The sequence below is a fragment of the Pectobacterium parvum genome, from assembly GCF_020971565.1.
In the GTDB taxonomy this organism is placed as follows: domain Bacteria; phylum Pseudomonadota; class Gammaproteobacteria; order Enterobacterales; family Enterobacteriaceae; genus Pectobacterium; species Pectobacterium polare.
In genome coordinates, this window is record NZ_CP087392.1 from 1,273,067 (window position 1) to 1,299,302 (window position 26,236).

At 50.4% G+C, this 26,236-nt stretch carries 21 protein-coding genes, 3 tRNA genes, 3 rRNA genes and 1 pseudogene; 12 read left to right on the plus strand and 16 right to left on the minus strand.

Features of this window, described 5'->3' with window-relative positions:
- Positions 1-13 precede the first annotated feature (13 nt).
- The 5 genes from tsaA to metN form a co-directional block, all read right to left on the minus strand.
- Positions 14-730, minus strand: a complete 717-nt coding sequence (gene tsaA / locus LOZ86_RS05655) for a tRNA (N6-threonylcarbamoyladenosine(37)-N6)-methyltransferase TrmO (protein WP_039484833.1) — start codon at positions 728-730, stop codon at positions 14-16.
- A complete protein-coding gene (gene rcsF, locus LOZ86_RS05660; RefSeq protein WP_039484830.1) occupies positions 727-1,137 on the minus strand; it encodes an Rcs stress response system protein RcsF in 411 nt (136 codons plus the stop codon). Before rcsF ends, tsaA begins: the two co-directional genes overlap by 4 nt.
- 118 nt (positions 1,138-1,255) lie before the next feature.
- Positions 1,256-2,071, minus strand: coding sequence for a MetQ/NlpA family lipoprotein (locus tag LOZ86_RS05665; protein WP_039484827.1), 816 nt, complete (start codon positions 2,069-2,071; stop codon positions 1,256-1,258).
- A 64-nt stretch (positions 2,072-2,135) separates the two neighbouring features.
- Positions 2,136-2,789, minus strand: a complete 654-nt coding sequence (locus LOZ86_RS05670) for a methionine ABC transporter permease MetI (RefSeq protein ID WP_230242959.1) — start codon at positions 2,787-2,789, stop codon at positions 2,136-2,138.
- Positions 2,782-3,813 (minus strand): methionine ABC transporter ATP-binding protein MetN, encoded by a 1,032-nt coding sequence (metN, locus tag LOZ86_RS05675; protein ID WP_039484822.1) that lies wholly within the window; start codon positions 3,811-3,813, stop codon positions 2,782-2,784. Before metN ends, LOZ86_RS05670 begins: the two co-directional genes overlap by 8 nt.
- Before the next feature lie 180 nt (positions 3,814-3,993).
- Between metN and gmhB the strand changes: the two genes are divergently transcribed.
- The 7 genes from gmhB to LOZ86_RS05710 all read left to right on the plus strand — a co-directional run bounded on the left by gmhB (position 3,994) and on the right by LOZ86_RS05710 (position 11,295).
- A complete protein-coding gene (gmhB, locus tag LOZ86_RS05680) occupies positions 3,994-4,557 on the plus strand; it encodes a D-glycero-beta-D-manno-heptose 1,7-bisphosphate 7-phosphatase (protein WP_039484819.1) in 564 nt (187 codons plus the stop codon).
- A gap of 384 nt (positions 4,558-4,941) precedes the next feature.
- Positions 4,942-6,483, plus strand: a 16S ribosomal RNA gene (locus LOZ86_RS05685).
- A gap of 141 nt (positions 6,484-6,624) precedes the next feature.
- Positions 6,625-6,700, plus strand: a tRNA-Glu gene (locus LOZ86_RS05690).
- A gap of 232 nt (positions 6,701-6,932) precedes the next feature.
- Positions 6,933-9,842: ribosomal RNA gene (locus LOZ86_RS05695) — 23S ribosomal RNA — on the plus strand.
- Between the two features lie 124 nt (positions 9,843-9,966).
- Positions 9,967-10,082: ribosomal RNA gene (gene rrf, locus LOZ86_RS05700) — 5S ribosomal RNA — on the plus strand.
- Together the 16S, 23S and 5S rRNA genes with 2 tRNA genes alongside form the textbook arrangement of a ribosomal RNA operon.
- A 52-nt stretch (positions 10,083-10,134) precedes the next feature.
- A tRNA-Asp gene (locus LOZ86_RS05705) sits at positions 10,135-10,211 on the plus strand.
- A gap of 295 nt (positions 10,212-10,506) precedes the next feature.
- On the plus strand, positions 10,507-11,295 hold the full coding sequence (locus LOZ86_RS05710) for an endonuclease/exonuclease/phosphatase family protein (RefSeq protein ID WP_039486509.1): 789 nt from the start codon (positions 10,507-10,509) through the stop codon (positions 11,293-11,295).
- A 68-nt stretch (positions 11,296-11,363) separates the two neighbouring features.
- On the opposite strand, the gene mltD is transcribed toward LOZ86_RS05710, so the two are convergent.
- Together mltD and gloB are read right to left on the minus strand one after the other, a co-directional pair.
- Positions 11,364-12,737 (minus strand): murein transglycosylase D, encoded by a 1,374-nt coding sequence (gene mltD, locus LOZ86_RS05715; RefSeq protein ID WP_230242960.1) that lies wholly within the window; start codon positions 12,735-12,737, stop codon positions 11,364-11,366.
- Positions 12,738-12,807: 70 nt separating this feature from the next.
- A complete protein-coding gene (gloB, locus tag LOZ86_RS05720; protein WP_039486513.1) occupies positions 12,808-13,563 on the minus strand; it encodes a hydroxyacylglutathione hydrolase in 756 nt (251 codons plus the stop codon).
- Between the two features lie 43 nt (positions 13,564-13,606).
- Between gloB and LOZ86_RS05725 the strand changes: the two genes are divergently transcribed.
- Positions 13,607-14,317: a class I SAM-dependent methyltransferase gene (locus LOZ86_RS05725; RefSeq protein ID WP_039486516.1), complete on the plus strand. Its 711-nt coding sequence runs from the start codon at positions 13,607-13,609 to the stop codon at positions 14,315-14,317.
- 19 nt (positions 14,318-14,336) lie between these two features.
- Here the strand turns inward: LOZ86_RS05725 and rnhA are convergent.
- Positions 14,337-14,904, minus strand: a pseudogene (gene rnhA / locus LOZ86_RS05730) (ribonuclease HI).
- Between rnhA and dnaQ the strand changes: the two are divergent.
- Together dnaQ and LOZ86_RS05740 are read left to right on the plus strand one after the other, a co-directional pair.
- Positions 14,858-15,595 (plus strand): DNA polymerase III subunit epsilon, encoded by a 738-nt coding sequence (dnaQ, locus tag LOZ86_RS05735; RefSeq protein WP_039486522.1) that lies wholly within the window; start codon positions 14,858-14,860, stop codon positions 15,593-15,595. The pseudogene rnhA and the gene dnaQ sit on opposite strands and share 47 nt — an antisense overlap.
- Before the next feature lie 172 nt (positions 15,596-15,767).
- Positions 15,768-15,844 (plus strand) — tRNA-Asp (locus tag LOZ86_RS05740).
- Between the two features lie 132 nt (positions 15,845-15,976).
- Here the strand turns inward: LOZ86_RS05740 and nrdF are convergent.
- The 7 genes from nrdF to LOZ86_RS05775 form a co-directional block, all read right to left on the minus strand.
- Entirely contained in the window at positions 15,977-16,939 is a 963-nt protein-coding gene (gene nrdF, locus LOZ86_RS05745) for a class 1b ribonucleoside-diphosphate reductase subunit beta (protein WP_039486524.1), read from the minus strand.
- Between the two features lie 24 nt (positions 16,940-16,963).
- Positions 16,964-19,045 carry a class 1b ribonucleoside-diphosphate reductase subunit alpha gene (gene nrdE, locus LOZ86_RS05750; protein WP_230243150.1) on the minus strand — a complete coding sequence of 694 codons (2,082 nt, stop codon included), beginning with the start codon at positions 19,043-19,045 and terminating at the stop codon, positions 16,964-16,966.
- A 62-nt stretch (positions 19,046-19,107) separates the two neighbouring features.
- Positions 19,108-19,515, minus strand: coding sequence for a class Ib ribonucleoside-diphosphate reductase assembly flavoprotein NrdI (nrdI, locus tag LOZ86_RS05755; protein WP_039486529.1), 408 nt, complete (start codon positions 19,513-19,515; stop codon positions 19,108-19,110).
- Between the two features lie 9 nt (positions 19,516-19,524).
- Positions 19,525-19,764, minus strand: coding sequence for a glutaredoxin-like protein NrdH (gene nrdH / locus LOZ86_RS05760; RefSeq protein WP_014916295.1), 240 nt, complete (start codon positions 19,762-19,764; stop codon positions 19,525-19,527).
- 690 nt (positions 19,765-20,454) lie between these two features.
- Positions 20,455-21,249 carry an adenosylmethionine decarboxylase gene (gene speD, locus LOZ86_RS05765; protein ID WP_039486532.1) on the minus strand — a complete coding sequence of 265 codons (795 nt, stop codon included), beginning with the start codon at positions 21,247-21,249 and terminating at the stop codon, positions 20,455-20,457.
- 45 nt (positions 21,250-21,294) lie between these two features.
- Positions 21,295-22,158 carry a polyamine aminopropyltransferase gene (gene speE, locus LOZ86_RS05770; RefSeq protein ID WP_039486534.1) on the minus strand — a complete coding sequence of 288 codons (864 nt, stop codon included), beginning with the start codon at positions 22,156-22,158 and terminating at the stop codon, positions 21,295-21,297.
- Between the two features lie 105 nt (positions 22,159-22,263).
- Complete coding sequence (locus LOZ86_RS05775; protein WP_011094845.1) at positions 22,264-22,611, minus strand: YacC family pilotin-like protein; 348 nt, start codon at positions 22,609-22,611, stop codon at positions 22,264-22,266.
- Positions 22,612-23,030: 419 nt separating this feature from the next.
- On the opposite strand from LOZ86_RS05775, the gene LOZ86_RS05780 reads away from it, so the two are divergent.
- Positions 23,031-24,653, plus strand: coding sequence for an ABC transporter permease (locus LOZ86_RS05780; RefSeq protein ID WP_039486539.1), 1,623 nt, complete (start codon positions 23,031-23,033; stop codon positions 24,651-24,653).
- Between the two features lie 4 nt (positions 24,654-24,657).
- Entirely contained in the window at positions 24,658-25,743 is a 1,086-nt protein-coding gene (locus LOZ86_RS05785) for an ABC transporter ATP-binding protein (RefSeq protein WP_039486543.1), read from the plus strand.
- Here LOZ86_RS05785 and LOZ86_RS05790 read toward each other — a convergent pair whose 3' ends face one another.
- Positions 25,744-26,175, minus strand: a complete 432-nt coding sequence (locus LOZ86_RS05790) for a GNAT family N-acetyltransferase (RefSeq protein WP_039486546.1) — start codon at positions 26,173-26,175, stop codon at positions 25,744-25,746.
- Positions 26,176-26,236: the final 61 nt, after the last annotated feature.

Consider the following 26,236-nt stretch of genomic DNA (forward strand, 5'->3'; position numbering starts at 1 on the left):
TGCGGTTCGTGTATTAACACGTGTGCGACGGGTCGAGACTTAACACTTCGGTTTGTTCTTCGCATACACGCCAGCGCACATTGAATTCCAATAGTAAAACGGCGTATTCCCGCGTGGTACTTTCCCCTTTACGGTAGGCGGGGCGCGGATCCTGTGCCAATACCTGCGAGATAAAGCGTTTTAACTGGGGATATTTCTTTTGGTGTTCTGCGATCTGGCTTTCTGCAAGGGGGGAAAAAGTGACTGGCATCGCGGCATCGGGTGCCATTTGGGCAAAACCCGCTCGCGCCTGAGGATGGCTTTCTGCAAAGGGCAGGTAAGGTTTGATATCGACAACTGGTGTGCCATCGACCAGATCAAGACTGCCTAAGTCGAGCGTGATCGCATCGCCTTTTGTTCGGATCCCTTTTAATTCAACCAGCGACATGCCAACAGGATTGGGACGGAAGGTGGAACGCGTAGCGAAAACGCCCGTACGTGTGTTTCCTCCCAGACGCGGCGGTCGAACCGTCGGACGCCAGCCGCCGTCCATCGTTTGATGAAAGATGAACAATATCCAAATATGGCTGAAATCTTCCAGCCCCCGCACACAGTCTGCCTGATTGTACGGCGGTAATAGATGAAGCTCTCCGCCTCCGTCTTCAATCAGACCCGGCTGCCGCGGAATGGCAAACTTTTCTTTATACGGTGAGCGGATAATCCCGATCTGATTGAAAACAAATTGACTCATTGTGCAGAGACTTTCAGCGCAGTGCCTTGGCAAACTACCTGGCTGTAGCAACCCGCTACGCCGCTGACGGTTTGGCATTCATGCAGTAAAACTGCATTGGCTTTCATTGCGGTTGCGCGGTTTTGCATTCTTTTACGCGCATTTGCCGCGTTAGGAGGAGAGTCCTGAGCGCTGACCTGACATGAGGAGCCTGACACTTCGCCCATATCACGGAAAGGTTTACCGACTAATTCTTCTGCACTTTTATATAGCACGGCTGGCGTCGGGCGAGCCGCTGGCTTCGGTTTAGGCGCAGGTTCTACAGTTTTGGTTTCAATAGCGGGTTGAGGTGTCGGTGCCGGTGGCTTCTGAAATAAAGAACAGCCTGTCAGCGACATGGCCAACAATATAAAGGGAACAGCACGCATTAAGGATTCCTCTGCTTTTTCTCAAAGAGCGGGTATTGAAGCAAGCAATTGCACAAATAACAAGACGGGCCGTAGCCCGTCTTACAGATATCTTTTAATTAAACGCGTTAGGGTGGGATTACCAGCCTTTCACTGCGCCGCCATTAAAGATTTTATTTGCGGCATTATTCACTTCATCTGACTGATAAGCCTGAACGAATTTCTTCACGTTTTCAGCGTCTTTGTTGTCTTCGCGTGAAACCAGCAGGTTTACATACGGAGAGTCTTTCTCTTCAACAAACAGGCCATCTTTAGTTGGCGTGAGGTTAATCTGGCTAGCGTAAGTGGTGTTGATTACAGCCAGCGCGATTTGCGCGTCATCTAAAGAACGTGGCAGCTGTGGTGCTTCCAGCTCAACCAGTTTGATGTTTTTTGGGTTTTCAGTGACATCCAGTACGGTTGGCAGCAGACCAACGTTGTCTTTCAGTTTAATCAACCCGACTTTTTGCAGCAGCAGCAGAGAACGGCCCAGGTTGGTCGGGTCGTTTGGTAGCGCAACTTGAGCACCATCTTGCAGCTCATTCAGCGATTTGATTTTTTTGGAGTAACCTGCGATTGGGTAAACAAAGCTGTTGCCGACAGAAACCAGTTTATAACCACGATCTTTGATCTGCTGATCCAGATAAGGTTTGTGCTGGAAGGCATTCAGGTCGATGTCGCCTTTGCTCAGGGCTTCATTTGGCAAAACGTAGTCGTTGAATGTGACCAATTCAACGTCCAGGCCGTATTTGTCTTTCGCCACTTTTTGCGCGATTTCCGCCACTTGCTGTTCTGCGCCAACAATAACGCCGACTTTAATATGATTAGGATTCTTTTCTTCCTGACCACATCCCGCTAGCGCCAGAGCACCAATAAGTGCGCCAATGGTCGCAATAGATTTCAGTTTAATCGCCATATCCTTACCCCTAATTAATTATTCTCTTGGCAGATGCCTGTATGGCAAATGCGTATTGTGATGACTACTTGTGTGTGACAGCTTTTACTGCCCTGTCGCCGCAGAATTGAATCAGGTAAACCAAAACAACCAGTAATATTAATACCGTATTCATGACCGTCGCGTTATAACCAATATAACCATACTGATAACCAATTTGACCTAAGCCGCCTGCGCCCACGGCTCCACCCAGAGCAGAATAGCCTACGAGCGTAATTAGCGTGATGGTTGCGGCATTAATGAGTCCCGGTAATGCTTCCGGCAGTAATATCTTTCTGATGATTTGCATCGGCGTCGCACCCATTGCACGAGCGGCTTCGATCAGGCCAGTAGGAATTTCAAGCAGCGCATTTTCCACCATGCGGGCAATAAATGGTGCAGCCCCCACGGTGAGAGGGACGATAGCCGCTTGTAGACCAATCGAGGTTCCGACAATGATGCGGGTAAAAGGAATCATCCACACCAGCAGAATAATGAACGGAATCGAGCGGAAAATGTTTACCAGTGCAGAAACGGTTCGGTAGATCTTTGGATTGGCGATGATTTGCCCCGGACGCGTGGTATACAACAAAACGCCCACGGGTAAGCCAAGCACAAAGCCAAAGAAACCAGAAACGAACGTCATCGCGACGGTTTCCCATACTCCCTTAGCCATTAACCACATCATTGCTTCAGACATAACCCAGAACCTCAATTGTAACGTGACTTTCCTGCAGGAATTGGATTGCGGCTTGGATATCCGCATCGTTGCCGTGCATTTCTGCTAGCATGATGCCGAACTTAACGCCACCGGCATAATCCATCTGGGCGCTGATAATGTTGTTGTTGACGTTAAAGTGTCGAGCAACCTCGGACAGCAGCGGGGCATCCACCGATTTACCCGTAAATTCCATCCGTAATAATGGCGTGGTATCCGGGCTAGAGTCGGGGGACAGACGGGCGAGGTAATCGTCTGGGATGTCCAGGTGTAATGTTGACTGAATGAATTTCTGCGCCAGCGGCGTTTTCGGGTGTGAGAAGACTTCGCTTACGGTGTCCTGCTCGATGAGTCGTCCGTCGCTGATCACCGCAACCTGATCGCAAATGCGTTTCACCACGTCCATCTCATGGGTAATAAGAAGGATGGTGAGGCCCAAGCGGCGATTGATGTCTTTCAGTAACTCAAGAATTGAACGGGTTGTTGCAGGATCCAACGCGCTGGTTGCTTCGTCACACAGCAGAACTTTAGGATTGCTAGCCAGCGCACGGGCAATGGCGACGCGCTGCTTTTGTCCGCCGGACAAATTGGCTGGGTAGACATCATGCTTATCTGCTAGTCCAACCAACTCCAACAACTCATTGACTCGTTTGGTTATGTCGGCTTTCGGCGTGTTATCCAATTCCAGCGGTAGTGAAATGTTGCCAAAAACGGTGCGCGAAGCGAGCAGGTTGAAATGTTGGAAAATCATGCCGATTTGACGGCGTGCTCGCGTCAACTGGCTATCTGACAGTTGAGTCAGTTCTTGGCCATCGACCAGCACTTTCCCTTCTGTCGGACGTTCCAATAAATTGACGCAACGGATCAATGTACTTTTACCTGCGCCCGATGCGCCGATAACGCCATAAATTTGCCCGGTGGGAACATGAAGGCTGACATCAGCAAGCGCGGTAATTGTCCGCCCGTTTTGCTGGAAAACCTTAGTAATATTAGAAAGTTCAATCATATGTTTTTTATCGTGAGTGCCTATGGCTGGATAAATCAGTTTCTGAATTAACAGAATATTGAATGGATGTTAGGGCGTCTAGACGTCTAAGTCAATCGGGATTGTCATGGCTCTACATTCTCCCTAGGTGTGAAAACATGCGATACTACTGCGTAATTTAGGCATTCAGGAGCAAAGTCAGTGGCACAAAGCGTTCCAGCAATTTTTCTTGATCGTGACGGTACGATCAATGTCGATCACGGTTATGTTCATGACATTGACCATTTTCAATTTATTGATGGCGTCATTGATGCCATGCGTGAGTTGAAAAGCATGGGGTTCGCGCTGGTTGTGGTGACGAATCAGTCCGGCATCGCCCGCGGTAAGTTTACAGAAGATCAGTTTATGCAACTGACGGAGTGGATGGACTGGTCGCTTGCCGATCGTGGTGTTGATCTAGATGGCATCTATTTTTGTCCGCATCACCCTGAATCTGGGGAAGGTGAGTATCACCAGAGTTGTGATTGCCGTAAGCCTGAACCGGGCATGCTGCTTTCCGCACAGCGTGAGCTGAACATTGATATGGCAGCTTCTTATATGGTGGGAGACAAATTAGAGGATATCCAGGCTGCAATTGGTGCTGGTATAGGAAAGAAACTGCTGGTTCGTACCGGTAAACCCGTCACTGAGCAAGGCGAGGCACTGGCCGATGGTGTGCTGGAAAGCCTCTCAGACCTGCCAAAATGGATAAAAACGCACAGTTAACAAGCGGAACGAATGAAAGATGCGCAAACAGAAAAAACTTTACGATATTTGCTTGCGCTTCTGAATCGGATCCCTATAATGCGCCTCCATCGACACGGCGCTGTGAGCACACAACTGGGTCGATAAAGAAAGAGAAAACGCTTTAAAATAAGTGTTGACTCTGAAGGTGGGAAGCGTAATATACGCCACCTCGCGAAGTGGTTAAGGCCACAACGCACTGCTCTTTAACAATTTAATCAGACAATCTGTGTGGGCACTCACAAGACCGTATCTTAACGATATAAAAAGTCTTGAAGAGTGAACAACAGTGAAATTCATTACGAATGAACAGTTACTAATTCTTTGAGCATCGCTTCTCGAGTAGAAGCAAATCAAACAAATCTTAAATTGAAGAGTTTGATCATGGCTCAGATTGAACGCTGGCGGCAGGCCTAACACATGCAAGTCGAGCGGTAGCACAGGAGAGCTTGCTCTCTGGGTGACGAGCGGCGGACGGGTGAGTAATGTCTGGGAAACTGCCTGATGGAGGGGGATAACTACTGGAAACGGTAGCTAATACCGCATAACCTCGCAAGAGCAAAGAGGGGGACCTTCGGGCCTCTCGCCATCAGATGTGCCCAGATGGGATTAGCTAGTAGGTGAGGTAATGGCTCACCTAGGCGACGATCCCTAGCTGGTCTGAGAGGATGACCAGCCACACTGGAACTGAGACACGGTCCAGACTCCTACGGGAGGCAGCAGTGGGGAATATTGCACAATGGGCGCAAGCCTGATGCAGCCATGCCGCGTGTGTGAAGAAGGCCTTCGGGTTGTAAAGCACTTTCAGCGGGGAGGAAGGCGGTAAGGTTAATAACCTTATCGATTGACGTTACCCGCAGAAGAAGCACCGGCTAACTCCGTGCCAGCAGCCGCGGTAATACGGAGGGTGCAAGCGTTAATCGGAATGACTGGGCGTAAAGCGCACGCAGGCGGTCTGTTAAGTTGGATGTGAAATCCCCGGGCTTAACCTGGGAACTGCATTCAAAACTGACAGGCTAGAGTCTTGTAGAGGGGGGTAGAATTCCAGGTGTAGCGGTGAAATGCGTAGAGATCTGGAGGAATACCGGTGGCGAAGGCGGCCCCCTGGACAAAGACTGACGCTCAGGTGCGAAAGCGTGGGGAGCAAACAGGATTAGATACCCTGGTAGTCCACGCTGTAAACGATGTCGACTTGGAGGTTGTGCCCTTGAGGCGTGGCTTCCGGAGCTAACGCGTTAAGTCGACCGCCTGGGGAGTACGGCCGCAAGGTTAAAACTCAAATGAATTGACGGGGGCCCGCACAAGCGGTGGAGCATGTGGTTTAATTCGATGCAACGCGAAGAACCTTACCTACTCTTGACATCCAGAGAATTTGCTAGAGATAGCTTAGTGCCTTCGGGAACTCTGAGACAGGTGCTGCATGGCTGTCGTCAGCTCGTGTTGTGAAATGTTGGGTTAAGTCCCGCAACGAGCGCAACCCTTATCCTTTGTTGCCAGCGATTCGGTCGGGAACTCAAAGGAGACTGCCGGTGATAAACCGGAGGAAGGTGGGGATGACGTCAAGTCATCATGGCCCTTACGAGTAGGGCTACACACGTGCTACAATGGCGTATACAAAGAGAAGCGACCTCGCGAGAGTAAGCGGACCTCATAAAGTACGTCGTAGTCCGGATTGGAGTCTGCAACTCGACTCCATGAAGTCGGAATCGCTAGTAATCGTAGATCAGAATGCTACGGTGAATACGTTCCCGGGCCTTGTACACACCGCCCGTCACACCATGGGAGTGGGTTGCAAAAGAAGTAGGTAGCTTAACCTTCGGGAGGGCGCTTACCACTTTGTGATTCATGACTGGGGTGAAGTCGTAACAAGGTAACCGTAGGGGAACCTGCGGTTGGATCACCTCCTTACCAAAAAAGATGTGTGTTAAGTGAAGTGCTCACACAGATTGTCTGATGAAAATACTGAGCAAGCGCACCTGTTGATGTCATGAGTGTAGACTCATACTGACGCGAAAGTGCCGGGTTTATGATCCGGTACGGATTTTTCGTGTCACCATCGTCTAGAGGCCTAGGACACTGCCCTTTCACGGCTGTAACAGGGGTTCGAATCCCCTTGGGGACGCCAATCCGATAATGAGTGAAAGACATTATCACGAATATCTTAAAGATGATTCTTCGGAGTCATGTTTACGATATTGCTCTTTAACAATCTGGAACAAGCTGAAAATTGAAACATGACAGCTGAACATGCATTGATGCCTACGGGTATGAATGGCGTGTCAGTGTGTCAATGAGTCTCTCAAATAATCGCAGCACGACAGTGACTTTGATTAATCAAAGACACCTTCGGGTTGTGAGGTTAAGCGACTAAGCGTACACGGTGGATGCCTAGGCAGTCAGAGGCGATGAAGGGCGTGCTAATCTGCGATAAGCGTCGGTAAGCTGATATGAAGCGTTATACCCGACGATACCCGAATGGGGAAACCCAGTGTGTTTCGACACACTATCATTACGTGAATACATAGCGTAATGAGGCGAACCGGGGGAACTGAAACATCTCAGTACCCCGAGGAAAAGAAATCAACCGAGATTCCCCTAGTAGCGGCGAGCGAACGGGGAGGAGCCCAGAACCTGAATCAGTTTGTGTGTTAGTGGAAGCGTCTGGAAAGTCGCACAGTAAAGGGTGATAGTCCCGTACACAAAAATGCACAGATTGTGAGTTCGATGAGTAGGGCGGGACACGTGACATCCTGTCTGAATATGTGGGGACCATCCTCCAAGGCTAAATACTCCTGACTGACCGATAGTGAACCAGTACCGTGAGGGAAAGGCGAAAAGAACCCCGGCGAGGGGAGTGAAATAGAACCTGAAACCGTGTACGTACAAGCAGTGGGAGCCTTGATTAATCAGGGTGACTGCGTACCTTTTGTATAATGGGTCAGCGACTTATATTCTGTAGCAAGGTTAACCGTATAGGGGAGCCGTAGGGAAACCGAGTCTTAACTGGGCGTTAAGTTGCAGGGTATAGACCCGAAACCCGGTGATCTAGCCATGGGCAGGTTGAAGGTTGGGTAACACTAACTGGAGGACCGAACCGACTAATGTTGAAAAATTAGCGGATGACTTGTGGCTGGGGGTGAAAGGCCAATCAAACCGGGAGATAGCTGGTTCTCCCCGAAAGCTATTTAGGTAGCGCCTCGTGAATTCATCTTCGGGGGTAGAGCACTGTTTCGGCTAGGGGGTCATCCCGACTTACCAACCCGATGCAAACTACGAATACCGAAGAATGTTATCACGGGAGACACACGGCGGGTGCTAACGTTCGTCGTGAAGAGGGAAACAACCCAGACCGCCAGCTAAGGTCCCAAAGTCATGGTTAAGTGGGAAACGATGTGGGAAGGCACAGACAGCCAGGATGTTGGCTTAGAAGCAGCCATCATTTAAAGAAAGCGTAATAGCTCACTGGTCGAGTCGGCCTGCGCGGAAGATGTAACGGGGCTAAACCATGCACCGAAGCTGCGGCAGCGACACTTAGGTGTTGTTGGGTAGGGGAGCGTTCTGTAAGCCGTCGAAGGTGGCCTGTGAGGGCTGCTGGAGGTATCAGAAGTGCGAATGCTGACATAAGTAACGATAATGCGGGTGAAAAACCCGCACGCCGGAAGACCAAGGGTTCCTGTCCAACGTTAATCGGGGCAGGGTGAGTCGACCCCTAAGGCGAGGCTGAAAAGCGTAGTCGATGGGAAACAGGTTAATATTCCTGTACTTGGTGTTACTGCGAAGGGGGGACGGAGAAAGCTAGGTTATCCGGGCGACGGTTGTCCCGGTTTAAGCGTGAAGGTGGATGACTTTGGTAAATCCGGGTCATCATTAACACTGAGGCGTGATGACGAGTCACTACGGTGATGAAGTAACCGATGCTACGCTTCCAGGAAAAGCCTCTAAGCTCCAGGTAACATTAAATCGTACCCCAAACCGACACAGGTGGTCAGGTAGAGAATACTCAGGCGCTTGAGAGAACTCGGGTGAAGGAACTAGGCAAAATGGTGCCGTAACTTCGGGAGAAGGCACGCTGATGGTAGGTGAAGTGACTTGCTCACGGAGCTGAAATCAGTCGAAGATACCAGCTGGCTGCAACTGTTTAATAAAAACACAGCACTGTGCAAACACGAAAGTGGACGTATACGGTGTGACGCCTGCCCGGTGCCGGAAGGTTAATTGATGGGGTCAGCCGCAAGGCGAAGCTCTTGATCGAAGCCCCGGTAAACGGCGGCCGTAACTATAACGGTCCTAAGGTAGCGAAATTCCTTGTCGGGTAAGTTCCGACCTGCACGAATGGCGTAATGATGGCCAGGCTGTCTCCACCCGAGACTCAGTGAAATTGAACTCGCTGTGAAGATGCAGTGTACCCGCGGCAAGACGGAAAGACCCCGTGAACCTTTACTATAGCTTGACACTGAACCTTGAGCCTTGATGTGTAGGATAGGTGGGAGGCTTTGAAGCGTGGACGCCAGTCTGCGTGGAGCCAACCTTGAAATACCACCCTTTAATGTTTGATGTTCTAACGTAGGCCCGTAATCCGGGTTGCGGACAGTGTCTGGTGGGTAGTTTGACTGGGGCGGTCTCCTCCCAAAGCGTAACGGAGGAGCACGAAGGTTAGCTAATCCTGGTCGGACATCAGGAGGTTAGTGCAAAGGCATAAGCTAGCTTGACTGCGAGAGTGACAGCTCGAGCAGGTGCGAAAGCAGGTCTTAGTGATCCGGTGGTTCTGAATGGAAGGGCCATCGCTCAACGGATAAAAGGTACTCCGGGGATAACAGGCTGATACCGCCCAAGAGTTCATATCGACGGCGGTGTTTGGCACCTCGATGTCGGCTCATCACATCCTGGGGCTGAAGTAGGTCCCAAGGGTATGGCTGTTCGCCATTTAAAGTGGTACGCGAGCTGGGTTTAGAACGTCGTGAGACAGTTCGGTCCCTATCTGCCGTGGGCGTTGGAAGATTGAGAGGGGTTGCTCCTAGTACGAGAGGACCGGAGTGAACGCACCACTGGTGTTCGGGTTGTGATGCCAATTGCATTGCCCGGTAGCTAAGTGCGGAAGAGATAACCGCTGAAAGCATCTAAGCGGGAAACTTGCCTCGAGATGAGTCTTCCCTGGGCACTAGATGCCCCTGAAGGGCCGTTGAAGACGACGACGTAGATAGGCTGGGTGTGTAAGCGTAGCGATACGTTGAGCTAACCAGTACTAATGACCCGAGAGGCTTAACCTTACAACACCGAAGGTGTTTTGAGACGACTCAAAGAGATTTTGATAATCAGCTTGTTCAAAGATTGGTTCTGATGGTTGTGCACACTGAAAAGTGAGGTATAACGGTTGGAATGAAACAGAATTTGCCTGGCGGCGATAGCGCGGTGGTCCCACCTGACCCCATGCCGAACTCAGAAGTGAAACGCCGTAGCGCCGATGGTAGTGTGGGGTCTCCCCATGTGAGAGTAGGGAACTGCCAGGCATCAAATTAAGCAGTAAGCCGGAGCAATCTGGTGGTTGTAGAGAAATTCGGTGGAGCGGTAGTTCAGTTGGTTAGAATACCTGCCTGTCACGCAGGGGGTCGCGGGTTCGAGCCCCGTCCGTTCCGCCACTTATTATGCAAAAAGCCCTAAGCTAACGCTTAGGGCTTTTTGCATATTTGAATATTAGAATTTTTTAGATGAATCCGTCTCTTCTTTCTCTTCTTTCTCTTCTTCTTTGTTTTTGCCGATCATTTCATTTTTTCCTATCCTATCCTATCCTATCCTATCCTATCCTATCCTATCCTATCCTATCCTATCCTATCGCCGAGCGTACATTGCAAGTCTGCGATAAAATTCTTATAACAGAAGAGTGCTCTTTTTTGATAGGGTATTTAGAGTATTGAAACTGATAGTGGATTAGGCGTGCGGAAAAGAACCTATGCAATGAGGTATGTTGCTGGTCAACCAGCTGAACGTATCTTTCCTCCCGGAGAAATGCATTATCCGAGGCAAGTGCTACCGACAGGGTCATTGTTGCTGGAGGGGGATGTTTTACGCGTAATGGTGTGGAATATTTTTAAGCAGCAACGAATGAACTGGCTTTCCGTGTTGCAAAATTTCGGTAAAGGTACCCAGCTAGTCCTGTTGCAGGAAGCACAAAGTACGCCAGAGCTCATCCGTTTTGCAACCACCAACTATCTCTCAGCCGATCAGGTCCCCGCCATTATCCTCCCGCAACATCCATCTGGAGTGATGACGCTATCAGCAGCCCAGCCTGTATACTGTTGCCCCTTACGTGAAAGGGAGCCTTTACTGCGTTTGGCTAAGTCCTCTTTGGTGACGGTCTATGCGCTTCAGAATGGCCAGAGGCTGATGGTTATCAATATCCATGCGGTTAACTTTAGTTTTGGTGTTGAGGTTTATACCAAGCAGCTGGCTGCGATTGGGGGACAACTCGTACATCATCAGGGGCCAGCTATCATGGCTGGAGATTTCAATGCATGGAGTCAGCAGCGTATCAACGCACTTAATCGGTTTGCGGTAAGGATGGGGTTGCAGGAGGTACATTTCGTTGATGACCAACGGCGTAAGGCGTTTGGTCGACCGCTCGATTTCGTCTTTTACCGTGAGCTGACCGTTAACCAGTCTTCTGTATTGGTGACTCAGGCCTCAGACCATAACCCACTACTCGTTGAATTTAGCCTGAGTTAATCGCTATAAAAAAACAGCCCTCTACATCTGTAGGAGGGCTGTTTCTCGTTACTGATTCTGATATGACGTTAAGAATCAGGTTTTATGTTGCTGCTAACATAAAGCGTCAGACGATCGCCTGGCTGGATGTTGGCATTTTTGTTGATAACCGTATTCCAGCGCATCACATCAGCAATATTTACGCCGTGGCGTTTAGCAATGCTTGCCAGCGAATCACCCTTCCGAACTTGATAGGTGATAGAGCTGCCATTGCCTGACGCTTTGGCAACTTGCAACGTTTGACCAACCTTGAGCGCACCAGCGCTACGCAGATTGTTCCAACTCTGCAAATCTTTCGTGCTGACATTAAGCCGTGCCGCAATGGCTGATAAGGTATCACCTGAGCGTACCTTATACTGCTGTGATGCTGGCGTTGGCTGCGTTTCCGCTAAGCGTGTCGGTTGAATCGCTGCGATGTCACCATCAGCCAGTGAATCTTTCAACTGCTCAACGTGAGCTTTAGGAACCATGATGTAATGTGGCCCATTCGGTGCGGTAACATTACGTTTATAGCCCGAGTTATAGCTCTTTAGCTTATTCAACGACAGTCCAGCCATCTCAGCCGCTTGTGTTAATTCTATCTGCTGACCCAGTTCAACCTTTGCTAATGCGCGGCTTTCATTGGGCTGCGGTAGACTTACGCCATACTTCTTGCTGTTTTTAAGAATATCGCTCAAGGCCAGCATTTTGGGGACATAGATTGACGTTTCACGCGGTAACGCCAGTGCCCAGAAGCTGGTTGATTTCCCTTTCGCTTTATTCGCCTTCATCGCCTGCATGACGCGGCCTTCACCACTGTTATATGCAGCAACGGTCAATAACCAGTCGCCATCAAACATTGTGTTAAGCCGTTGCATCATATCCAGCGCAGCCGTTGTAGACGCGATCACATCGCGACGTCCGTCGTACCACTGGTTCTGTTTCAAACCATAATTACGTCCTGTGCCAGGGATAATCTGCCATAGCCCAGCGGCATTGGCGGATGATGTGGCACTTGGATCAAAAGCGCTCTCCACTCTGGGTAGCAGTACCAGTTCCATCGGCATTTTACGTTGCTTAATCTGCTCGACTATCCAGTACATGTACGGCTCTGCCCGTAATGTTACATCGTGGAGATAGCTCTTATTCTTCAAATAACGCATTTTTTGTTCGCGGATCCGGGCGTTTTCCGGAACCTCCATCTTCAGCTCGTCGCCAATGAAGTTCCACAGATCTCGCTGCGTGAGGCTATCGTCATCTAGCCATCGCGCAGAGGCCTCTCGACCATCTGTGTACTTTCCTGCTTCACTTTGACTTGCCGAAGACAAACTCTGTGCATGCTGTTTGGGTTGCGAGGTGTCATGTGGTGAGACCTGACAACCCGCCAGCAAGACTGAGGCGATAATCATCGCTTTAGCCTTCATATGTTGGTCAATAGTTGCTTAAAAGACGAGCAAGGATACTTTGGTTAGAGGAATAGCACAACCTAAACCTTCAAAAGCAGTCTTTCTTGCTACGTAGCATCTCAAAAACTTGCCAATTCTCTATATTTTCAGGTTCTTTTGATAATTTCCTTTTTAAATCAATTTCATGGCAGCGAAGAAATAGGTTAATTTTCCTCTCCAGACCCAGCAATGTAGGCAAGCTAGACTGTGATTTTTCTCGTATCTGACTGATTTTATGGAGATAAGATTCAATTTCTGGATCTTCAGGCCAAATAGTATTAGAAAATTTTAAGTTTGAGAGGGTATATTCATGAGCGCAACACACTACTGTATCATCAGGAAACTTTGCTATTTTCTGAATTGATTCATACATTTGTCGCGGTGTGCCTTCAAAAATACGACCGCATCCCGCTGAAAATAGGGTGTCGCCACAGAACAAAAATGGCGCACTGTAGTAAGCAATATGACCAGATGTGTGTCCTGGCACCTCAATTACAGAAAATTCCGAATTTAACAAAGAGACGGTATTTCCTTCATCTACCAGGTAGGTTGCGCCGCACTTTGCGGTTTCTTTTGGGCCAAAAACAGGCAGATTGGGGTAATGCTTGAGGAGTTCACTGACGCCTCCGACATGATCATTGTGGTGGTGAGTGAGCAAAATTGCTTCGGGGAAAAGTGAGTGTTGATCGAGCGTATTAAGCACCGGAGTTGCCTCACTGGGATCGACGATCACACAGCGGTTTTCTTTATTGCTTAATAACCAAATGTAGTTGTCCTGAAGTGCAGGGATACTGATAAGATTCATTCATCACCTCTTTTTGCTAGTAGCCTGAGGACGAGAACAGAAGATGAAATCGGCACAAATCCCTCAGACCATTGTTGCACCTGATTCATGGGATGATATCACCTGTGGGCAATTTTATCGCGAGTCGCTTGAACAGGCCTTGCTGCCATGGTGGCCAAAACTCTTTGGTTTTCATCTTATCAAGGTAGGGGCGCTGAGCGCGGAAATCCACATAACAGAGTGCGCGATTTCGCATCAGGTTAATGTTGCTCCACACGGTGATAATCTTCAGGTTATTGCAGATGCTCATCAATTACCTTTCTCTGAAAAGTCGATCGATGCTTGCCTGCTCGCTCAAACGCTGTCTTATTCATCGGACCCGCATCGTATTCTGCGGGAGGTTGATCGCGTCTTGATCGACGATGGTTGGCTAATATTGAGCACGTTTAATCCGATCAGTCTGGTTGGCCTTGGCAAACTGATCCCCAAACTCAATAAGAAACACCCTTATTGCAGCCGTATGTTTACTCAAATGCGTATTACGGACTGGCTGGGGCTATTGAACTATGAGGTTATCCATCAGACCCATTTTCACGTTACGCCATGGCGAAGAAACAAAGGGAAGTTGAATAAACATATCCCGATGCTGGGATGCCTGACGCTGATTATTGCCCGAAAGCGCACAATTCCACTGACATTTACCCCAATGCGAGCGAGGTTGCGTAAAGCATCAGTGCGCCGCACGGTGGGCGCAACAAAGATATATCGGAGATGAGGCGAAGGCCTACGGTGATTTACTCAGCCTGATAGCCGGTGTCTTCAAGCGTTGGTGCACTTGCGGCAGCGCGCGCGAGTTCATCACAGCGCTCGTTTTCCGGATGCCCAGCATGCCCTTTTACCCATTCCCAGCGCACGGAGTGGTGTTGAATCGCGGCATCCAGCTTTTGCCAGAGATCGACGTTTTTGACCGGTTTTTTGTCGGCAGTTTTCCAACCACGCTTTTTCCAGTTATGAATCCAGCTGGTTATCCCCTGACGAACATATTGGCTGTCAGTGCAGAGCACCACATCGCACGCGGTAGTCAGCGTTTCAAGCGCTGCAATCGCAGCCATCAGCTCCATTCTGTTGTTCGTCGTAAGACGATAGCCTGCACTTAATGCTTTTTCGTGCTGTTTGTAGCGCAGCAGGGCGCCATAGCCGCCGGGGCCGGGATTACCGAGGCAAGATCCGTCGGTGAAAATTTCTACCTGTTTGCGCATCTCTGGTAGACTCTCCCTTATGGTAAAAACGGCAAGTCTGACATAAAACGAAAACGATGAGCACTGAAATTACGCGACAAATCGTCCTGGATACAGAAACCACCGGTATGAATAAGCTGGGGGTTCACTACGAAGGGCATAAAATTATCGAGATCGGTGCGGTCGAAGTGATTAACCGGCGCCTGACTGGTCGTCATTTTCATGTCTATATCAAACCCGATCGTTTAGTGGATCCAGAAGCCTATAACATACATGGTATCAGTGATGAGTTTCTGGCTGATAAACCGACGTATGCGGATGTCGTGGATGACTTCCTCGATTTTATCCGTGGCGCGGAATTAGTCATTCATAACGCGACGTTTGACATCGGCTTTATGGATTACGAATTCCGCTTGCTGAATCGGGATATACCCAAGACTGAGACGTTCTGTAAGATCACTGATAGCCTGTTTATGGCGCGGAAGATCTTTCCCGGCAAGCGTAACAGTTTGGATGCCCTCTGCGATCGCTACCTGATAGATAACAGCAAGCGTACGCTGCACGGCGCATTGCTCGATGCCGAGATTTTGGCAGAAGTTTATCTGGCGATGACTGGCGGTCAAACTTCTCTGACTTTTTCGATGGAAGGTGAAGCGCAGCAGAAGAGCGATAATACCGAAACGATCCAGAGAATCGTCCGTCCTCAATCGGCGTTAAAGGTGCTTTACGCTGATGAAACAGAGCTGCTGGCGCATGAACAACGTCTGGATTTAATTGCTAAAAAAGGCGGTAGTTGCCTGTGGCGGGCAGAATAGCACCGCCATAATATTCGCCCTTAGCGTAGCAAAATGAATAGGCTGATTACGTGATGGGCGAGAGAATAATCAGTAAGATGAAATTATAAGCAAACAGAAACGGTTAGTTATAAAAAGCATTGACGTAATACTGCCGCCATCTTAGTATTCAACCCGCTCAGTGAGCACGAGTGGAGCGGTAGTTCAGTTGGTTAGAATACCTGCCTGTCACGCAGGGGGTCGCGGGTTCGAGCCCCGTCCGTTCCGCCACTTATATGAAGGCCCTGAATCAGCAATGATTCAGGGCTTTTTCATTTTCTGGGTTGTAAAAAATGCTGTAAAAAGTGCGGTGGAAAAGAGCTGTAGAAAAAGGCGGCCACCCAGAGAGCGATGGCCGTTTTTTTAGAAGTCCCAATCTTCGTCTTCGGTGTTGACGGCTTTACCGATCACATAAGATGAACCGGAGCCAGAGAAGAAGTCGTGGTTCTCATCCGCGTTTGGCGATAGCGCCGAGAGAATCGCGGGATTCACATCCGTCATGCTGGCAGGGAACAGCGCTTCATAGCCCAGATTCATCAGCGCTTTGTTTGCGTTGTAGTGGAGGAATTTCTTCACGTCTTCCGTCCAGCCTACACCGTCATAGAGCTCCTGCGTATACAACACCTCATTGTCGTACAAATCCTGTAGCAGATCGTAGGCGAAATTTTTCACCTGTTGCTGACGAGCGGAATCGACCTTCGCTAACCCTCGCTGGAATTTATAGCCAATATAGTAGCCGTGTACCGCTTCGTCGCGGATGATAAGCCGGATCAAATCCGCCGTATTGGTCAGTTTGGCGCGGCTTGACCAGTACATCGGCAGGTAAAACCCTGAGTAGAACAGGAACGACTCCAGAAACACGCTGGCGACTTTCTTCATCAGCGGATCGTCACTGCGATAGTACGACAGAATAATGTCGGACTTCTTCTGTAGCGCCGTATTCTCTTCGCTCCAGCGATACGCATCATCGACTTCGCTGGTTAGACACAGCGTCGAGAAAATAGAGCTGTACGAACGAGCATGCACCGCTTCCATAAAGCTGATGTTAGACAACACGGCTTCTTCATGTGGCGTCACTGCATCGGGCATGAGCGTTGGCGCACCCAGCGTATTTTGGATGGTATCTAACAGCGTCAGGCCGGTGAACACGCGGATCGTCAACTGACGCTCGCGGGCATTCAGCGTACTCCACGACGGAATATCGTTAGAAAGCGGCACCTTTTCCGGCAACCAGAAGTTAGACGTCAGCCGGTTCCAGACTTCCAAATCTTTGTCGTCTTCAATTTTGTTCCAGTTAATCGCCTGGACGCGAGTGAGTGCGGTCATGCTTCGATTTCCTTCCGCGATGGCTTAGAGCGCACAGGACACACAGCCCTGAACTTCGGTGCCTTCCAGCGCCATCTGCCGTATGCGAATGTAATAAATAGTCTTAATGCCTTTGGTCCAGGCGTAGATCTGCGCTTTATTGATGTCACGCGTGGTGGCGGTATCGCGGAAGAACAGCGTCAGCGACAGCCCCTGATCGACGTGCTGCGTGGCAGCGGCATAGGTGTCGATAATCTTCTGCGGCCCGATTTCATAGGCATCCTGGTAATACTCCAGATTGTCATTGTTCATGTAAGGGGCAGGGTAGTAGACGCGACCAATCTTGCCCTCTTTACGAATTTCGATACGTGACACAATTGGGTGGATGCTGGACGTCGAGTGGTTGATATATGAAATCGAACCGGTCGGCGGAACCGCCTGCAGGTTCTGGTTGTAAATGCCGTGCGCAATAACCGATTCGCGCAGTGCCGCCCAGTCCTGCTGAGTGGGAATGTGGATGCTAGCCTGTTCAAACAGCTCACGTGCGCGTGCTGTTGTGGGTTCCCAGATTTGCTCGATGTACTTATCAAAATACTCGCCCGTAGCGTATGTTGAGAGTTCAAAGCCTGAGAAGCGCTGGTTCCGCTCTATTGCTAACGCATTCGATGCCCGAATTGCGTGGAAAGCGACGGTGTAGAAATAGATATTGGTGAAATCGACGGCTTCTTCTGTACCGTAAAAAATCCGCTCTTTCGCCAGATAGCCGTGCAGGTTCATCTGACCTAAACCAATTGCATGCGATTGGTCGTTGCCTTTTTCGATAGATGGCACGGAGCTGATGTGGCTCATATCGGAAACGGCGGTCAGTGCGCGGATCGCCATTTCAACCGTCTGGCCGAAATCGGGCGAGGCCATGGCGTTGGCGATATTCATCGAACCGAGATTACAGGAGATGTCTTTACCAATGTGGCTGTAGCCAAGATCGTCGTCGTACAGGCTGGCCTCATTGACCTGCAAAATCTCAGAGCACAGGTTACTCATGTTGATGCGGCCGTGAATCGGGTTCGCGCGATTCACCGTATCCTCAAACATCATGTAGGGATAACCAGACTCGAACTGGATTTCAGCGAGAATCTGGAAGAATTCGCGCGCTTTGATTTGGGACTTACGGATGCGCTTGTCGTTTACCATCTCATGGTATTTTTCGGTGACGCTAATTTCCGACAGCGGCACGCCATAAACCTGCTCGACGTCATAGGGCGAGAACAGGTACATCACCTGATTATTCTTCGCCAACTGGAACGTGATATCGGGGATGACCACGCCTAAAGACAGCGTCTTGATGCGGATTTTCTCATCGGCATTTTCCCGCTTGGTATCCAGAAAACGCAGAATATCTGGGTGGTGCGCATTGAGGTACACCGCCCCCGCGCCCTGACGCGCGCCAAGCTGGTTGGCGTAGGAGAACGCATCCTCCAGCATTTTCATGATAGGGATGATGCCGGACGACTGGTTTTCGATACGTTTGATCGGCGCACCGGTCTCGCGGATGTTGCTGAGCATGAAGGCCACGCCGCCGCCGCGTTTTGAGAGCTGAAGCGCGGAGTTAATCGCGCGGCCAATCGACTCCATATTGTCTTCAATGCGCAACAGGAAGCAGGAGACCAGCTCACCGCGCTGCTTTTTACCGCAGTTGAGGAATGTGGGAGTGGCGGGCTGGAAGCGTCCGCTGATGATCTCATCGACCAGTGCACTAGCGAGTGCGGTATCCCCTTTGGCGAGGGTCAGCGCCACAAGGCAAACGCGATCTTCGTAGCGTTCCAGATAGCGTTTGCCGTCAAAGGTTTTCAGCGTATAGCCAGTGTAGTATTTGAACGCACCCAGAAAGGTTTGAAAGCGGAACTTGTGAGCGTAAGCCTGCTGGAAAAGGCTTTTAATGAAATCAAAGTGATACTGATCCAGCACGTCTGCTTCGTAGTAGCCTTCTTCCACCAGGTAACGCAGTTTTTCTTCCAGATTGTGGAAGAACACGGTGTTCTGGTTCACATGCTGTAGGAAATAACGGCGTGCCGCGAGCTTATCCATCTCGAACTGGATATTCCCCTCTGCGTCGTAGAGGTTAAGCATCGCGTTCAGCGCATGGTAGTCGAGCGAGTGGGCGTCCGCTTCGGCCTTGGTTGCCTTTGCACTCACGTGGTCTGTTGTTGCCAAAATTCAGTTACTCCCTTACGCACATTTGCAACGTCTTCTGCCGTGCCGAGCAATTCAAAGCGGTACAGGTAAGGCACCTGACATTTCTGCGCAATGATGCCGCCAGCGATGCAGTACGCTGCACCGAAATTAGTATTTCCTGCGGCAATCACGCCGCGCAGATAAGCGCGATTGTGTGGATCGTTGAGAAATATGATGACCTGACGCGGCACAGCCCCTTTCGTGCTGCCTCCGCCGTAGCTGGGGACAACCAGAATATAGGGGCGATCAACTTTCAATGCAGGCTGTTCTGTCGCTATCGGGATTCTCAGGGCTGGCAGGCCAACCCTGGAAATGAAGCGATGCGTGTTTTCCGACTGGCTGGAGAAATAGACCAGCGGGTTCATATTGCCCCCTTACTGCAATTGCAGGGCGGCGTTCAGAGTACTGATTTTATCTGGGCGGAAGCCGCTCCAATGATCGTCGGCCGTCATCACGACGGGTACCTGTTGATAGCCCAACGCTCTTACCTGCTGTAACGCCTGTTCATCTTCAGTTAAGTCCACCAGTTGATAGTTAATTCCTTGCTTGTCCAGCGCACGGCATGTGGCGTTGCATTGAACACAATCTGGCTTGGTGAAAATAGTAATACGCATGATTCGTATTTACCCTTTGGCGTGAAAGAAGTATGTTGGAGCGGCTATCTTCAGGGCATTTGCACCCGAACCGATCCACTGTGTAGCGACCCGTTACGCGAGTGCCACACAAAGAATACTATATGTAGGTATTTTAAATTTCAACCACACAAGATATATGATTTTTGGTTGACCTTATACCAATTGACGCAAACCCAGATGCAGCAAGGCTGGGAGAGAATGCAAGCAGAAAATGCAGAAAGAAATAAATGTGACGCGCATCATTTTTGACGAAATAGTGTGCGAAAAAACGAAAGATATATGAACTCACTACACCTCAACCCTCCTCAGGCGCAGTACCTTATACATAAATACAGGGAGTCATCATGTGCTTTGTCCTTATCCGGCGTAAAAATTATGCAGCGGTGGGCATGAACACCGAGTGAGCGGCATGGAGGCCGCGAAAGCCAGTGCCGCGTCGGGAACGCGTCACTGGCGGCTCGAAGAGTGGTCATGAACACCGATGGCTCCGCGTAGCGGCATAATTTAGCCGGAAGCCTGGGTTCGCAGGGCGGCGGCGATTGAGCGACCCTGCGTCGGGCGCGTGCTACGGGGTAGCATGAAAATGATGACATCATCGCGCACGAAACCGTCTCTTAGTTGGCATAGAAATGTGACTAAGAGACAGCCCTGTGAAGTGAGATGTATCAATTAGATAATGGGCAGGTTTCTGCCGTAATAGATTTCCTGCATTTCGTGATACAGCAGATCGGTGATTCTTTTCCGTTCAGCAGCGCTGAGCTCTTCAGGGCTGACGTTGAACAGATAGTGTTTCAGGTCGAAGTCTTTCAATAACATCTTGGTATGGAAGATATTTTCCTGATACACGTTCACGTCCATCATGTGATAGAGCGCTTTCATATCCTCGGACATGAAATTCTGAACAGAATTGATCTGATGATCGATGAAATGTTTTATGCCGTTGACATCACGGGTAAATCCCCGCACGCGATAGTCGATGGTCACAATATCGGATTCAAGCTGGTGGATGAGGTAGTTCAGCGCCTTCAGCGGTGAAATTACGCCACAGGTAGACACTTCGATATCTGCGCGGAAGGTACAAAGCCCACCTTCTGGGTGGCTTTCTGGGTAGGTATGAACACAGATATGGCTTTTATCCAGATGCGCAACAACAGAATGAGGCAACGGCCCCGGATGTTCCGAGGTATCCACGTCGCGTGGATCGATGGGCTCTTCGCTGACCAGAATGGTCACGCTGGCACCTTGTGGGTCGTAATCCTGACGCGCGATGTTAAGGACGTTGGCACCGATAATTGAGCAGGTTTCAGTGAGGATTTCTGTTAAACGGTTAGCGTTATATTGTTCGTCGATATAGGCGATATAACCATCGCGATCGTCGGCCGTTTTGGTGTAACAGATATCGTAGATACAAAAACTCAGGCTTTTCGTCAGGTTGTTAAAGCCGTGTAGTTTCAGCTTGTGCAATTTAAGTCACCCCCTTGTGGTGGTGTGATTACCCTAAGTGATGGATTATTGCGCATTCTGTAGCGCGCTCAGCAGGTACTGTGGCAGGGCAAAACTGCCGATGTGAACATCAGGCGTGTAATAGCGACAGGCGATAGCGGATTGCGCAAAACGCTGGCGCAGCGCGGAGGCGTCTATCTGGCGCAGCGCAGGGCTATTGCTGGCCCAGGCGAACGTCATAATGCCGCCGTAATAAGTCGGGATCGCCGCCTGATAAAAGCTGACATCCTTGAAATAGTGGCTGAGTTTTTTATGGCTGCCGACAGCTTCATCCTGTTGCAGGAAGCACACGCCATTCTGCGCGACGAAAATCCCGCCTTCGTTCAGGCAACGGGCGCAGCCCTGATAGAAATCGGAGGTGAACAGGCTTTCGCCGGGGCCGATAGGGTCGGTGCAATCGGAAATAATGACGTCAAATTTTTCGCTGCACTGCCTGACGAAGTTAACGCCGTCATCAATCACCAGATTAAAACGCGGGTCGTCATAGCTACCGGCGCTGTGATTAGGTAGATACTGACGACAAAACTCCACCACGCCTGCATCGATTTCTACCATCGTGATATGTTCGACGCCGCGGTGTCGGCTGACTTCCCGCAGCATGCCGCCATCGCCGCCACCGATAATCAGTACGCGTTTGGCGCTGCCGTGTGACAGAAGGGGAACGTGGGTGAGCATTTCGTGATAGATGAATTCATCGCGCTCTGTGGTTTGCACCACGCCGTCAAGCGCCATCACGCGACCTAATGCGTCGTTTTCAAAGATGATGAGATCTTGATGATCGGTCTTCTCGTGATACAGCACGCGATCAACCGAAAAGTACTGGCCAAAGTTGGCATGTAGGGTTTCATACCAAATTTCTTTCTGAGACATGTTAGGGCTTCCTCCGCGATAACAGCCATGAAAATTGGCGCGCCATCATAGCCGACTCTTTTACCGCTTGCACGGTCAAATTTCAGTCAGCGCGGAGGAGGGGAATTATTGTGCGTAGGAGAGCAGGCCCAGTGAGTTACGTGCCAGAGACTGGCATTTCTTCGGCGTCGGGATAGCGATTTTACTCAGGTCGCGATAGCTGTCTTCACCCATCGCCGTCATATCGTAAGCGTTGTAATTGCTGAGATCCCAGCGATTTTGCTGAGCAAAGGCGACCAGTGTCCGACGAATCTGTTCATTCGGCAGATCTTGATAGCCACAGTGGTTTTTCAGATAAACAAAGATCGCGGTCAGATCGGCCAGATCTTCCGCTTCAAATTCATTCAGCGCCTTGCTGGCGGAAGAGAAGCTCATCAGGCTTAGCAGGAGCAGAGCCAGCGCAGAGTTTTTCATGGTTGAACCTGTTCCAAATGTTGTCAGATGACGTTATCACAGATATCCCATGCGGTTCCAAGTTTTCTTACGGGAAACATCTGATATCCCCGTCATTCTTCAAGCTGCATGTGCGTTGGCTTTCCTCGCTCACCCCAGTCACTTACTTATGTAAGCTCCTGGGGATTCGCTGTGTCGCCGCCTGCCTGCAACTCGAATTATTTAGGGGATTGCGATAAAAAGTGAGTGGCGAAAAGGCGGAAAACCAATAATCGCAATCTATTGAAATAGTTAGTTTTTATTCTAGAGGCGGTCGGTGATGGAAATCGCCTCGGGTTAATCGCAGGATTAAAGCCCATTTATCGCTGTTTGATACGATGACGCCGCCGTCAGCCTCTGTTATTAATAACAGCGATCTCATCTAATACAGTTTTTATTCTATGATCTCCGGTGTCTGGCGCGTCAGTAGTTGGTTGTTGGCGGGACTGTTGCTGCTTCCTTTAGCAACGATTTTTTATCAGGCTTTTTTTGCCGATGGGATGGGATTTACCCAACTGTGGCAAATCGGGTTACCCACCTACCTGATACATTCTGCGGTCATCGTGATTGGCACGCTGTTCTTCAGTTTGCTGTTTGGGTTGCCTTCCGCCTGGTTTATCGCCATGTACCGTTTTCCCGGTCATCGCGTACTGCAATGGGCGCTTTGCCTGCCGCTCGCGATGCCTGCATTCCTGCTCGCCTACCTTTATACCGATGTGGTACGGCATCTGTCCCAGTTGTTGCAGGAAGGTGGGTGGCAGATAGCCTCATCGTGGAGTGAATCCCACGTTGCTGGGCTACCCGTTTCGCTGGGCTGCATAAGTCTGGTGCTGGCGCTGGTGCTCTATCCCTATATTTACCTGTTGGTGCGCGAAGCGCTGGTGAAACAACCCGCGAGCCTTATCCATTCAGCGCGTTTACTGAATCAGACGCGCGCTCAGGTATTCCGCCGCTTATGTTTACCTATTGCACTGCCCGCGATTGCCTGCGGTAGCGCGCTAGTGGTGGTCGAAACGCTGGGCGATTATGGCGCGGCGTCTTATCTTGATACCCCAACCATGACAACACAGGTGCTGGATATCTGGCAGAAGCAGGGCGATCTCGGTGCGGCAGCACGCCTTGGCGTATTGATTTTGCCTGCGATCTTTCTCTTGATGTTTTTGGTTAATTTCTGGCGTCGGAAGCAGAAAATTTATCAAGCTCAAGCAAATGCTGCTCGGGTGGTTCCGCCTGTGTTGAACGGGTGGCGCAGCAAGGTGGTTCGCAGTTATTGCTGGGGAATCGTTTGTCTGTCGTTCATCTTGCCGGTGCTGTATCTACTCTTTCTGGCGATCCGGCACATGATGTCGGTGTGGGATATGGCGTTCCTCCACGCGGTGATGAATAGCCTGTTGGCGTCCGCCATCGCGACCGTTGTCATTACACTAATGGCGCTGTCGTTTATTTTCTATACGCGCACGGCCGGGATATTTGCTAATCAGACGCCAGTTCGGCTCGTCAGCCTGAGTTTTGCCTTGCCCGGCGCGGTACTGGCTGTCGGACTGTTTACCTTGCTGTCGCTGGTGGACAGCGGAATTAATCTATTTGCCAACGCGGCGGGGTTACCTCCAACGGAGGCTTTGCTGGCGGGATCGCTGTTTATTCTCATCCTCGCCTATAGCGTTAAATTTGGGCGTCTGATGCTGGACAGCCTTGAGCGCAGTATGGAAGCCATTCCGCGTTCGCTGGACAGCGCGAGCCTTGTACTGGGCGCTTCCCCCCTCAGCCGCTGGTCACGTGTGCATATCCCGCTGCTACGCCGCAGCCTGTTCATTGGGGCGTTGTTGATTTTTACGGAAAGTATGAAAGAGCTGAATGTGTCGCTGCTGCTGCGTCCTTTCGGGGTTGATACGTTGGCAACGTATGTTTTCCGCTTTACGGCGAGTGAGCAAGTAGCGTCATTTGACTTTCCTGCATTGGTGCTGGTGGCGGTGGGGCTAATCCCTGTTTTCTGGCTGAATCGCGCACTGAATATAAAAGGATAATGACATGGCTGCGTCGATAGATATTCTGAGCGTTCAGGCGGTAAGTTGTACGCTACAGCAGTCTCCCGTGTTGGAGAATATCTCCTTTGCCGTGCGCGATGATGAGACGATTTGCCTGCTGGGCAGGAATGGCTGCGGTAAAACGGCACTATTACAGGTGATCGCAGGCCTGCTGCCGATTACTCAGGGCAAGGTTTTGCTGGAGGGTGAGCCTGTCAGCTCACCGCAAGAATACGTCTTGCCTGAGCTGCGTCAGGTTGGCCTGATTTTTCAGGACTATGCGCTCTTTCCGCATCTGACGGTGGAAGGCAATATTGCGTTTGGTTTATATGGCAGCCCGGAAAGCGAGGTGAAGCCAATCTGTGCCGAGATGTTGACGCTCTTACAGCTGGATGATGTTGCAGCGCGCTATCCACACGAGCTATCGAATGAACAGCAACAGCGTTTGGCGATTGCCCGCGCGTTAGCCTGTGAACCGAAACTACTGTTGCTGGATGAACCCTTCCCAGGGCTGGACAGCCAGACTCGCTACCGCTTGATCACCGAATTACGGCAGGTTCTCAAACAGCGCCATGTCGCGGCGGTTTTTGCCACGCACAGCCGAGAGGAGGCTTTTGCCTGCGCCGACCATCTGATTCTGCTGGATGAAGGGAAAATTATGCAGCAGGGCTATCCCTCCGAGCTGTACCATCGGCCGAATAGCCGCTTTGTCGCTGATTTTATGGGGAATACAAACTATTTGCCTGTGAAAATTATGAGCGACCATCAATGGCAAAGCCCATTGGGCGATCATCAGGCGACACATCCGCTCAATCAGCCGATGGATTCACAATGCGACTGGATGGTACGTCCGGCTGACGTGGCGTTGGCACTGGATCCCGATGGCCCGGCGTCGATCGAAGATAGGCTATTTATGGGCACATCAAACTTGTATCGGGTGAAGATGGGAGAGCTGATGCTGCTGGTGCAGACTGGCAACTGGTTTGAGCCAGGACAGCAGGTGCGTTTAAGCATTAAGACGGATCCTCCGGTCTTGTATCCTGCTTTACCCGCCGCCAGCGGTCCGGCTGACGGCCCTGAAAAGCAATGATTACGCCTCGTGCAGATCTGCCGCTGGCATGAGCCAGGTGCTATTGTGCTTTTCAAACCCTAACTTCGGGTAGTAATCCACCGCCAGCGGCGCGGCCAGCAAAATAATTTTGCAGCCTTTTTCAAGCTGTTGAGCGGTTTGTTGAATCAGCTTCTTACCTATTCCCGCATGCTGATAGTCCTCTGACACCGCGAGATCGGACAGATAACAGCAAAAATGAAAATCCGTCACGCTGCGCGCGATCCCAACCAACGTCTCCCCTTGCCACGCGGAAACCAGCAGGTTGGCGTGCTTAAGCATACCTGCAATTGCTGTTTCATCATCCAGCGGGCGGCGCGGCCCCAATGAAGTTTTCGCCAACAGCTCAATGAACTGCTGGCTGGAAAGCGGGGCATTCACTTTGTAGCAAACATCCACTGGTGGTGTACTCATGGTGTCTCCTTCATGGTGTGGTTTCTGATATACTTCGCGCGCTTGGGCATTGCCCAGACTG

What these genes read in the sequence shown, in the direction of transcription:
- LOZ86_RS05670 (WP_230242959.1), bottom strand. Translation starts at nt 2,789, where the DNA reads ATGTCTGAAGCAATGATGTGGTTAATGGCTAAGGGAGTATGGGAAACC.
- nrdH (WP_014916295.1), bottom strand. Translation starts at nt 19,764, where the DNA reads ATGCGTATTACTATTTTCACCAAGCCAGATTGTGTTCAATGCAACGCC.
- nrdE (WP_230243150.1), bottom strand. Translation starts at nt 19,045, where the DNA reads ATGCTTAACCTCTACGACGCAGAGGGGAATATCCAGTTCGAGATGGAT.
- LOZ86_RS05725 (WP_039486516.1), top strand. Translation starts at nt 13,607, where the DNA reads ATGAAATCGGCACAAATCCCTCAGACCATTGTTGCACCTGATTCATGG.
- mltD (WP_230242960.1), bottom strand. Translation starts at nt 12,737, where the DNA reads ATGAAGGCTAAAGCGATGATTATCGCCTCAGTCTTGCTGGCGGGTTGT.
- gloB (WP_039486513.1), bottom strand. Translation starts at nt 13,563, where the DNA reads ATGAATCTTATCAGTATCCCTGCACTTCAGGACAACTACATTTGGTTA.
- speE (WP_039486534.1), bottom strand. Translation starts at nt 22,158, where the DNA reads ATGTCTCAGAAAGAAATTTGGTATGAAACCCTACATGCCAACTTTGGC.
- LOZ86_RS05665 (WP_039484827.1), bottom strand. Translation starts at nt 2,071, where the DNA reads ATGGCGATTAAACTGAAATCTATTGCGACCATTGGCGCACTTATTGGT.
- LOZ86_RS05790 (WP_039486546.1), bottom strand. Translation starts at nt 26,175, where the DNA reads ATGAGTACACCACCAGTGGATGTTTGCTACAAAGTGAATGCCCCGCTT.
- dnaQ (WP_039486522.1), top strand. Translation starts at nt 14,858, where the DNA reads ATGAGCACTGAAATTACGCGACAAATCGTCCTGGATACAGAAACCACC.
- LOZ86_RS05785 (WP_039486543.1), top strand. Translation starts at nt 24,658, where the DNA reads ATGGCTGCGTCGATAGATATTCTGAGCGTTCAGGCGGTAAGTTGTACG.
- metN (WP_039484822.1), bottom strand. Translation starts at nt 3,813, where the DNA reads ATGATTGAACTTTCTAATATTACTAAGGTTTTCCAGCAAAACGGGCGG.
- LOZ86_RS05780 (WP_039486539.1), top strand. Translation starts at nt 23,031, where the DNA reads ATGATCTCCGGTGTCTGGCGCGTCAGTAGTTGGTTGTTGGCGGGACTG.
- rcsF (WP_039484830.1), bottom strand. Translation starts at nt 1,137, where the DNA reads ATGCGTGCTGTTCCCTTTATATTGTTGGCCATGTCGCTGACAGGCTGT.
- nrdI (WP_039486529.1), bottom strand. Translation starts at nt 19,515, where the DNA reads ATGAACCCGCTGGTCTATTTCTCCAGCCAGTCGGAAAACACGCATCGC.
- LOZ86_RS05775 (WP_011094845.1), bottom strand. Translation starts at nt 22,611, where the DNA reads ATGAAAAACTCTGCGCTGGCTCTGCTCCTGCTAAGCCTGATGAGCTTC.
- nrdF (WP_039486524.1), bottom strand. Translation starts at nt 16,939, where the DNA reads ATGACCGCACTCACTCGCGTCCAGGCGATTAACTGGAACAAAATTGAA.
- tsaA (WP_039484833.1), bottom strand. Translation starts at nt 730, where the DNA reads ATGAGTCAATTTGTTTTCAATCAGATCGGGATTATCCGCTCACCGTAT.